General features: G+C 71.8%; 1 protein-coding gene. It reads left to right on the top strand.

All coding sequences use genetic code 11. The features are described from left to right. A partial coding sequence (locus VGO20_RS00460; RefSeq protein ID WP_327500304.1) for an amino acid adenylation domain-containing protein occupies positions 1-3,367 on the top strand: 3,367 nt, incomplete at both ends.

The following is a 3,367-nucleotide window of genomic DNA, read 5'->3' as shown; positions in this document are numbered from 1 at the left end:
CCGGATCGTCGGCGGGATCGAGTACGCGACGGCCTTGTTCGACCGCGAGACGGTGGAGCGGTTCGGCGGCTACCTGCGCCGGGCGCTGGAGGAGATGGCGGCGGACCCGGAACGGTCCGCTGCCGCCTTGCCGCTGCTGTCGCAGGAGGAGCGCCACCGGCTGCTGGTGGAGTGGAACGACACCGCGGCGACGTATCCGCAGGAGCGCTGCGTCCACGAGCTGTTCGAGGCGCAGGCGGCGCGCGACCCGCAGGCGGTGGCGGTCGCCTTCGAAGGCGCGACGCTGAGCTACGGCGAGCTGAACGCGCGGGCGAACCGGCTGGCGCACCGCCTGCGCGCGCTGGGCGTGAAGCCCGACGACCGCGTGGCGATCTGCGTCGAGCGGTCGCTGGAGATGATCGTCGGCTTGCTGGCGATCCTGAAGGCGGGCGGTGCCTATGTGCCGCTCGACCCCGCCTATCCGGCCGAGCGGCTGGCCTTCATGCTCCAGGACGGCGCGCCGGTCGCGGCGCTGACGCACGGGCCGGCGCGCGCGGTGCTGGACGCGGCAATGGCCGGGCTGGAGACGCCCCCGCCGGTGCTGGACCTGGAGGAGGACGAAGCTGCACCCGATGCGGACCTGCGGGTGCCGGGCCTGACCAGCCGCAACCTCGCCTATGTCATCTACACCTCCGGCTCGACCGGCACGCCCAAGGGCGTGATGATCGAGCACCGCAACGCCGTGAACTATCTGGTCTGGTCCGACCGAAGCTATTACGGCGGGCCGGACGGCGGCTCGCCGACGCTGCACTCGATTGCTTTCGACGGCCTGGTCACCACTCTGTTCGGGCCGCTCGTCGCCGGGCAGGTCCTGGACGTGCTGGCGAGCGGCACGGAGACGCGGACGGTAGCCCTGCGAGGATCGCGGGGCGCGCCCTATGCGCTCATCAAGCTGACGCCGTCCCATCTGAAACTCCTCAATTTCGAGCTGGGGGCCCATGGCGGCCCCTGCCCGACATCGGCCCTGATGATCGGTGGCGAGGCCCTCGTGCCGGCCGACGTCGCCTATTGGCAGGACCGGTTCCCCGGCGTCCGCCTGATCAACCACTTCGGTCCGACCGAGGCGACGGTCGGCTGCGCCACGTTCGAGATCGCGTCGCCGGTGCGCGGCCTGGCTTCCATCCCGATCGGCCGGCCGATCGCGAACACGCGCCTCTATCTGCTGGACGAGCGGATGGAGCCGGTGCCGACCGGCGTCGCCGGCGAGATCCATATCGGCGGGGCAGGGGTGGCGCGCGGCTACCTGAACCGCCCGGAGCTGACCGCAGAGCGCTTCGTCGCGAGCCCGTTCGTGGACGGCGACCGGCTGTACAAGACCGGCGACCTCGGCCGCTGGCTGCCGGACGGGAACATCGAGTTCCTGGGCCGCAACGATTTCCAGGTGAAGATCCGCGGGTTCCGGATCGAGCTGGGCGAGATCGAGGCGCGGCTTCTGGAGCACCCGGGCGTCAGGGAAGCCGTGGTGCTGGCGCGCGAGGACCAGCCCGGCGAGAAGCGGCTCGTCGCCTATACCACCGGCGAGACGGACCTGGCGTCGCTGCGCCGGCACCTGTCGTCGACCCTGCCCGAGCACATGGTGCCCGCGGCCTATGTCCGGCTCGATGCCCTGCCGCTGACGCCGAACGGCAAGCTCGACCGCAAGGCGCTGCCGGCGCCGGACGGCGATGCCTTCACCGTCCAGGCCTACGAGGCGCCGTCGGGGCCGGTGGAGGAGGCGCTGGCGAGGATCTGGGCCGAGGTGCTGGGGCTGGAGCGGGTCGGCCGGCACGACGACTTCTTCGATCTCGGCGGCCATTCGCTGCTGGCGGTGCGGGTGCTGGAACGCATGCGCCGGGAGGGGCTGCACGGCGACGTGCGGATGCTGTTCGCAGCACCCACCCTGTCGGGCCTCGCGGCCGAGGTGGCGACGGGCGAGGCGGCGGTGGCGGTGCCGACGAACCTGATCGCGCGGGATTGCACCGCGATAACGCCGGACCTGCTGCCGCTGGTGAACCTTAGCCAGGAGGAGATCGACCGGGTCGTCGCGACGGTGCCGGGCGGGGCGGCCAACGTGCAGGACATCTACCCGCTGGCGCCGCTGCAGGAAGGCATCCTGTTCCACCACCTGATGGCCGGGACGGGCGACGTCTACGTGATGGCCACCCCCATGAGCTTCGCTGACCGCGGCCGGCTGGAGGACTTCGTCGCCGCGCTGGACGCGGTGATCGCCCGCCACGACGTCCTGCGCACGGGGATCGTCTGGGAGGAACTGTCCGAGCCGGTGCAGGTGGTGCGCCGCCACGCCCGGCTGGAGGTCGAGGAGGTCGTGCTCGATCCCAGCGACGGGGACGTGGCGGAGCAGATGCGCCGCCGGTACGATCCGAGGCACTACCGGCTGGACGTGCGCCAGGCCCCGATGATGCGGCTCGCCGTGGCCCGCGACTCCGCCCATGACCGCTGGGTGGGCGTGTGGCTGCGCCATCACCTTTATTCCGACCACACGACGCTGGCGCTGATGTGGGCCGAGATCCAGGCCCATCTCCTGGGCCGCGCGGATGCGCTGCCGGCGCCGCTGCCGTTCCGCAACTTCGTGGTCCAGGCGCGGCATGGGACGGATGCCGCGGAGCGCGAGGCGTTCTTCCGCTCGCTGCTGGGCGACGTCGACGAGCCGACGGCGCCGTTCGGGCTGACGGACGTGCTGGGCGACGGCAGCGGGATCGCCGAGGTGCGCCGTCCGGTCGAGGCGGGGCTGTCGCGGCGCCTGCGGGCAGCGGCGCGCGCCCTGAAGGTCAGCCCAGCCAGCCTGATGCACGTCGCCTGGGGCCAGGTGGTCGCCCGGACCTCGGGGCGGCGGGACCCGGTGTTCGGGACCGTGCTGTTCGGGCGCATGCAGGGCGGGGAAGGGGCGGACCGGGTGATGGGCCTGTTCCTCAACACCCTGCCGGTACGCCTGCGGCTGGGCGAGGCGAGCGCGCGGGACTGCGTGGTCGAGACCCACCGGCTGCTGGGCGAGCTGATGCGCCACGAGCATGCGCCGCTCGTCAAGGTTCAGGATTGCAGCGCGCTCGGGCCGACGTCCTCGCTGTTCTCGAGCCTTTTCAACTTCCGCTACGGCGCCGTCCGCTCCCAGGGCGAGGCGGGCGAGGAAGCGTGGAAGGGGATCGAGCAGCTGCAAGGAGAGGAGCGCACCAACTATCCGTTGACGGTGTCGGTCGACGACTTCGGCGAGGACTTCCTCCTGGACGTCCAGGTATGCGGCGGAGTGAGCGCGGAACGGGTCTGCGCGATGATGCACCGGGCGCTGGAGACCCTGGTCGAGGCGCTGGAACGCCGCCCTTCGACGCCGGTC

It is taken from the genome of Arenibaculum sp., assembly GCF_035998295.1.
In the GTDB taxonomy this organism is placed as follows: Bacteria; Pseudomonadota; Alphaproteobacteria; order Azospirillales; family Azospirillaceae; genus DASYHS01.
Note: the sequence above shows the minus strand (reverse complement) of the source record. Positions and strands in the feature narration are given on the sequence as shown.